Annotated in this window: 8 protein-coding genes; 5 read left to right on the forward strand and 3 right to left on the reverse strand. The window is 64.7% G+C overall.

Features of this window, described 5'->3' with window-relative positions; translation table 11 throughout:
- Positions 1–106: 106 nt before the first annotated feature.
- The 3 genes from I71_RS14365 to I71_RS14375 form a co-directional block, all read right to left on the reverse strand.
- Positions 107–991: a ParB/RepB/Spo0J family partition protein gene (locus I71_RS14365; RefSeq protein ID WP_244433840.1), complete on the reverse strand. Its 885-nt coding sequence runs from the start codon at positions 989–991 to the stop codon at positions 107–109.
- On the reverse strand, positions 981–1,994 hold the full coding sequence (locus tag I71_RS14370) for an AAA family ATPase (protein WP_042695535.1): 1,014 nt from the start codon (positions 1,992–1,994) through the stop codon (positions 981–983). Before I71_RS14370 ends, I71_RS14365 begins: the two co-directional genes overlap by 11 nt.
- Positions 1,995–2,245: 251 nt before the next feature.
- On the reverse strand, positions 2,246–2,545 hold the full coding sequence (locus tag I71_RS14375; protein ID WP_042695536.1) for a flagellar transcriptional regulator FlhD: 300 nt from the start codon (positions 2,543–2,545) through the stop codon (positions 2,246–2,248).
- A 344-nt stretch (positions 2,546–2,889) separates the two neighbouring features.
- Between I71_RS14375 and I71_RS14380 the strand changes: the two genes are divergently transcribed.
- From I71_RS14380 to I71_RS14400, 5 genes are all read left to right on the forward strand, one after another.
- Positions 2,890–3,312: a hypothetical protein gene (locus I71_RS14380; RefSeq protein ID WP_148294240.1), complete on the forward strand. Its 423-nt coding sequence runs from the start codon at positions 2,890–2,892 to the stop codon at positions 3,310–3,312.
- Between the two features lie 414 nt (positions 3,313–3,726).
- Entirely contained in the window at positions 3,727–3,915 is a 189-nt protein-coding gene (locus tag I71_RS14385) for a Flp family type IVb pilin (RefSeq protein WP_042695538.1), read from the forward strand.
- A 111-nt stretch (positions 3,916–4,026) separates the two neighbouring features.
- On the forward strand, positions 4,027–4,575 hold the full coding sequence (locus tag I71_RS35005; RefSeq protein ID WP_049976116.1) for a prepilin peptidase: 549 nt from the start codon (positions 4,027–4,029) through the stop codon (positions 4,573–4,575).
- 3 nt (positions 4,576–4,578) lie between these two features.
- On the forward strand, positions 4,579–5,433 hold the full coding sequence (gene cpaB, locus I71_RS14395; protein ID WP_042695539.1) for a Flp pilus assembly protein CpaB: 855 nt from the start codon (positions 4,579–4,581) through the stop codon (positions 5,431–5,433).
- A 29-nt stretch (positions 5,434–5,462) separates the two neighbouring features.
- Positions 5,463–6,152 (forward strand): pilus assembly protein N-terminal domain-containing protein (locus tag I71_RS14400; RefSeq protein ID WP_159107381.1); only part of this gene is annotated, 690 nt, incomplete at its 3' end.

Raw genomic sequence — 6,152 nt, forward strand, 5'->3', positions numbered from 1 at the left:
CGGCGTGACGCCTGGATGGAGCGAGGCGTTCGACACCCCGCCCCTTGAGGATGCTCCCGGTCGGAATCCGACCACCCGACTTACGGTGGTCGGATTCCGACCAGTCTTACTGTCCGGCCGCGGCGAGGATCGCGTCGATGGCCGTGCGCATGTCGGCGAGGGCCTGGCGGTCGCTGTCCGACAATGGCTGCGGCTTTGCCTGGAGATCCTGCAACACGTCGCGGGCCAGGAAGACCGGCTTGGCGGCGCGCTTGGGCAGGGCACTGGCGGCGATGCCGGCGGGTGCGCTGACCGGTTCACGCTTGGACGGGCCAGTGGAGGGAGCCGCAGGGGAGGGGAGGAGGCCTGTCTCGGCGCGCCTCAGCTTCTCCCAGGCCCGCAGCTGCTCGTCCTGATCGTCGATGGCGGCCAGCGCCTCCAGCTTCGCCTTGGTCGGGCGGAGCAGGGAATACTCCTCGCGGATCGCCGGGGCCAGACGCTGGAATGACAGCATCATGGTGACGTAGGTCTTCTTGCGGCCCAGCGCTTCGGCCAGCTGGCGGTGCGAATAGCCGTGCCGTTCGGCCAGCCGGGCCAGGGCGTCGGATTCCTCCAGCGGATTCAGGTCGCTGCGCTGGAGGTTCTCGACGATGGCGATCTCCTCGTCGTCGTCGCCGGTGAACAGGATGCCGAAGATGGTTTCCCGCCCAAGCAGTCGGATCGCCCGCAGGCGGCGTTCGCCATAGACCAGCTGCCATCGGTCGTCGGCGGTCTGGCGCACGCCGATCGGTTGCTGCAGCCCATGGCGCTCGATGGAGGATGCCAAGCCGCGCAAATCCTCCTCGTCGAACTCGCGGCGCGGCTGGTTCGGGTTGGGAGCGATGCGGTCGACCGGCACCTCCACCAGATGCGGGGCATGGCGGCTGAGGCCGAATAGCGCATCCTTCATCCTGGCGGTTGCGGTGGCGCTCTGCGCCGGCTTGGTTGCCTTGCCGAGAAGACTACGCGACACGGTCGACCTCCTTGATGCGGGCGGTGCGTTCATCGACCAGCGCGGACGCCACGTCGCGGTAGACGGCGGCACCGGCAACGTCCGGCATCGCTTCCACCGCCGCGCGGCCGACCGAGGTCGCCTGGGCATAGACCGACGCCTTCGGCACCGGATCGAACACCCGCAGATGCGGGCCGTACTGTTCCTGGATCTGCTCCAGAACCTCGCGGTCGTTGCGTTCGCGCTGCTTGAAGATGGTCGGCACGATGCCGAGCACCCCGAGACCGGTGTTCATCCGCCGGCGGATCTTCGCGACATTCTCCAGCAGGAAGGCCATGCCGAGCAGGCTGAACTTCTCGGTCTGGCAGGGAATGACCGCGGTGTGGGCGGCGACCAGGGCATTCTTGGTCAGCTCGCCGATGTTGGGGGGCGTGTCGATGACGATGAAATCGAAGCGGCGCTTCGCCGCGCTGAGCTTCTCCTTCATGATGAAATCGCCGCCTGCCTCCTTGCCGAGTTCCACCTCCGTCTCGGCAAGGCGGATGGAGGAGGGAGCGACGCGCAATCCGCTTTCCGGCACGGTGACGAGGATGTCGTCCAGTTCCAGGTCGCCATGCATGACGTAGTAGAGGGTCTTGCCCTCCGTCTCCATGGTGTAGGAGTCGATGCCGAGATGCTGGGTGGCATTGGCCTGCGGATCGCAATCGATCAGCATGGTGGAATAGCCCTTGATCGCCAGGGCGGAGGCGATGTTCACCGCCGACACCGTCTTGGCACAGCCGCCCTTCTGGTTCGCAATGACGACGACCAGCGCCGGGCCGCCCAGTCTTTCCGGCTCCGGACCGGCGATCTCACGCGTCATCAGCGCGTCGACCGCGGTCGGGATGCGTTCCGCGTCATTTTCCCAGCGGCTGATCTTCTGCTTGTCATAGCGGCGCTGCAGCCGTTCATTCAGCCAGACGGCGAATTCGGACTGCGACAGTCCCTTCGTCTCCCGATGGCTCCGCAATTCGTCGCCCTTCACCGTCCCCTCCCTTGCATGAACCGGGCGGGAGGGTAGGGGTAGACGCTACAATGGTCAAGAAAGGCGTGGCGGCGGCACCGTCAACCTGTCTGTTGCCTTCCGGATAAAACCGGAATGCCTTGCGGCGGCCCGTTGCAGAGTTTTACGGTGCGCGTGGGGTGACCGTATGCGCCCCACGGCTTGGACAGAAATCACCTTTGCGCTGTCGCGTTCATCGCCGCCGTGGCTCGCCGGTCAATTGAGCCCCATGCCTAACATTCGGATGTCGAAATCGAACGCAGAATTGCCCCTGCACGCAGACGGTCTGCCCGATCCACCGGGGTGCGCGTGATGAGATCCTGGAGAAGCGGTCGGGCCGACATCATGGTCACCACGCCCGACGCAATGGTTTGCAACTCCCGGATCGAGCTGTCGCAAACAGCTTCGGCCGTCTTGGTGTCGATCCCGAATCGCATTGCGGCTTCGGCGATGTCGGTCTGTGCAACCCGCTGTAGGAGCATGAGATAATGCAGATTGAGTTCATAGATGTCTTGCTGGAAGTCGATTGCCATCGTTGCACTCGCAATGTCTGCCTGTCTCCGGGCTTGGCAGCAGGTCTTGACGGGCCGTTTGGAATCTTACAGCCCATCCGCTCGAAAGTGCCGTCCAAATTGTCGCAGACACCTTGTTCGGCCGGCCGTCAGCGACAATCGATGGTTGCGTGAATTCATTGGGATGTGTTTTTCCGCTGCAATCATGGTTACCTGTCGGCAACCAAAGCTGAAGTGCGGATGTCTATAAGATGTTGCTGCCGCATGCGGATGTTTATGAGGCGCTTGTCTTTACAGGTGCATCAGCTTCCAATAAGCTATTTTCAGATCGATGACAGGGGTCATCTTGGGTGGTGGTGGTTTTCATGACCCGCGCGTTCACTCCGTCCCGAGTTCTTGCGGAACCACAGGCTGCGGCGGTCGTCCTGTGCGGTGACTGCGGTAACCGTGGGATCGACGACGAAGAGTTGATGGAGCGGCTGCTGGTGGACTGGCCGGTCGTCGGCAATGTCCTTGCCCGTTTGGCGTCTCTCAAGCAGCCTCCGGAATTGAGCGTTGTCTGCCGCAAACGAGGGCTTGCGGCCTATGCGGCAGCGCTTGAGGACGAGGACCGGAATCGTCTTCTGGCTTTCATCGATGCCGTGGCCGACTGCGCGGCAGAGCTTTTGCAGCCCACCGACGGGGCCGCCTTGTCCTCCGATCTGATCGCGAGAGCGTTGCCAGTTCGGGTTCAACGGATGCTGAACGAGACCCGCGCGCGCAAGCGCAGCCTTATCGAGGCGACCTGACGGGCTGCTGCAGGCAATATCCGGCTGCTTTGGTCGTGACACGCAACCCGCTTCGCTCAAATTTCTTTGCCGGAAATTTCATGGTTTGGATGCGATTGTGCAGCGGGGAGGCTGCGGCAGGTGAATTTGTCGCACCCCGGCACCCTCGGGAAGCCCGATAATTCGCATAATCCGCAATTCCGGAGTAGGGCGCCGAAATCTTCGGACGATGCGCTTGTCATTTCTTTTCCGACACGCCTGAGATAGGCTTTTCATCCTATCGCGAAAATTTTCGCAATTGATCTGTATCAATTGTGGCGGATTTTTCATGCAGTTGCGCGATTGCTAATCTTTCGGTAACCAAATGGACATCGACCGCCACATGCGGCGATCAAGTCATCGAAGATGTCCGAAACAAATACAGGGAATAAAGGCATGCGCACTCTCTTTGCATCTCTGATCGCGAACGAAGATGGCGTGACCGCGATCGAGTATGGCGTACTGGCTGCGTTGGTGGCGTTCGCCGCAACTGCTGGCTTCACTTCGCTCGGAACTGCCATCAACCAGAAATTCAAAGATATTGGGACCGCACTCACCGGCACGGCGATCAGCGTTTCGAAGTGAGGTGAGATCGTCTTCCCGCTCAGGTGGCTGCCGGGCGCGTCGGGTGTCTGGCGGCCGTCCGAGCGGGGGACTTCGACACGGCTCACATCCTTCGGTTCGGAGCCAGCAGCGATGAAGACGCTTCTTTCCGGCGGTGCGGCCATTCTGTTGGTGGCGGCGGCCGTCTCCGATTTCCGGACCCGAACCATTCCGAACTGGATACCGGCCTTTCTGGGCTTGCTGTTTGCCCTGGCGGCCATGGTCGATCCGTCGGCACATCCGCCCCTGTCTTCGGTGGCCGGCGCCGTCCTCGTCTTCATCCCCCTGCTGATCCTCTTCGCACGGGGCAAAATGGGGGGTGGAGACGTCAAGCTTCTGACGGCGGCGGCGCTGTGGTCCGGTTGGGGACAGCTTCCCGCACTGCTGATCGTCACGGTGCTGACGGGCGGTGTCCTGGCGATTGTTGCCCTTGTGCGCGTCACGGCGCGGCGGGCCGTCGACACCCTGGCCCTCTTCTTTCCCTGTTCGGCAACCGCGAAGGCCAGGCTGTGGCTGGAGGCGTTGCTGAGAACCCGCAATGTCGATGCTCTTCCGCTGGGCGAGGCCGGCCTGCCTTACGGCATCGCCATCGCGGCGGGTGGCCTGTCCGTCCTGTACCCCTTCGGCTCCACCGGGATGTGAAGCATGGCCCTGCGCACCATTCTCCTTTCCCTCGCCGCCTTTGCGCTGCTCGGCAGCGGAGCGGTCCTGCTGGCCCTTCCCGGCAATCCGCCGCCGCCTGCCGCGGCGGCGCCCGCTCCGCCGGCGCTGGCGAAGTTGCGGGTCGCGGCGCACGATCTGGCTCCCGGCGCCTTCCTCCAGGAGTCCGACCTGCGCTGGCAGGATTGGCCGCAGAGTGCCGTGCTGGAGGAGCATGTTCTGTCCGGCAGCGACAAGGACCCGAGCATCGGCGCCATGGTCCGCCACCGCATCGCGGCCGGGGAGCCGCTGATGCGCTCCCGCCTGATCGCCCCCGGCGAGCGCGGCTTTCTCGCCGCCGTCCTGTCGCCGGGCATGCGGGCGATTTCCGTGGCGGTCACCGAGGTGTCGGGTGCCGCCGGCCTGATCTTTCCCGGCGATCTGGTGGACGTGATCCTGACGCAGGCCCTGTCCAACGAGCAGGACAATCCGGCCCGCCGGCTGGTCGGCGAAACGGTCCTGGAGGGGGTGCGCGTCATCGCCGTCGACCAGCGGGTCGAGGAGGCCGCCAAGGAGCAGAATGCCGCCGGTGCCGGCCGCAAGGTCGCCGCCACCGTGACGCTGGAGGTCGGTGCCCGGCAGGCCGAAAAAATCGCCGTCGCCTCGGAACTCGGCCATCTCACCCTCAGCCTGCACAGCATCGCCCCGGCGGGCGACGCGGCCGCGCCGACGGTGGCCGAGCCGGTCTGGGCGTCGGACGTGTCAGCCGCGCTCACCGACCGCAGCCGCGGCCGCAAAACCAGCGAACGCCCCGGCCTCGCCGTCATCCGTGGCACCGAACTCGTCCGGCAATCCTTCTGATGCCAACCCGCTGTCCCAGGAAACCCACCATGCCCCTGCCAGCCCCGTGCGAGCCGGCTCGCACGGCCAAACTTGTCTTCCTCCTTTGCCTGAGCATGCTCGCGGCTGGCTTCGGCCTGGCTCCCCGGATCGCTGCGGCCCAGGGGAGCGGCGCCGAACGGGCGGCGCACGGCGTCATGGAACTGGCGGTCGGCAGCGGCACCCTGGTCCGTCTGGTCGAACCGGCCACCAGCCTCTTCATCGCCAACCCGGACATCGCCGACATCCAGACGCCGACGGAGCGCAGCGTCTTCGTCGTCGCCAAGAAGGCCGGACGGACGACGCTCTATGCGCTGGGGGCCGGAGACAAGGTGCTGGTGCAGCGCGACATCCTGGTCGTCCACAACACCGCGCAGCTTACCGAGCAACTGCGGGCGGAATTCCCCGCCTACCGCGTCGCCCTCACCTCGTCGCCGGGCCGGCTGGTCGTCGGCGGCGCCGTATCCACGCCGCAGGATGCCGAGGCGATCATGGCGCTCGCCAGGGGCTATGTCGGGCAGGGCGAGACGGTGGTCAACCAGCTCAAGGTCACGGCGCCCACCCAGGTCCATCTGCGCGTCCGCGTCGCGGAGATGGCGCGCAATACGGACAACCAGTTCGGTATCAACTGGGATTCCCTGCTCAATCCCGGCGCCTTCGCCTTCCGCCTGATCACCGGGCGCGACTTCATGAGGTTCGAC

This window comes from Azospirillum sp. B506 (genome assembly GCF_000333595.1).
Classification (GTDB): Bacteria; Pseudomonadota; Alphaproteobacteria; order Azospirillales; family Azospirillaceae; genus Azospirillum.

Excerpts from the sequence above, each read along its gene's own strand:
- I71_RS14375 (WP_042695536.1), bottom strand. The coding sequence starts at position 2,545 with ATGGCAATCGACTTCCAGCAAGACATCTATGAACTCAATCTGCATTAT.
- I71_RS14380 (WP_148294240.1), top strand. The coding sequence starts at position 2,890 with ATGACCCGCGCGTTCACTCCGTCCCGAGTTCTTGCGGAACCACAGGCT.
- cpaB (WP_042695539.1), top strand. The coding sequence starts at position 4,579 with ATGGCCCTGCGCACCATTCTCCTTTCCCTCGCCGCCTTTGCGCTGCTC.
- I71_RS14385 (WP_042695538.1), top strand. The coding sequence starts at position 3,727 with ATGCGCACTCTCTTTGCATCTCTGATCGCGAACGAAGATGGCGTGACC.
- I71_RS35005 (WP_049976116.1), top strand. The coding sequence starts at position 4,027 with ATGAAGACGCTTCTTTCCGGCGGTGCGGCCATTCTGTTGGTGGCGGCG.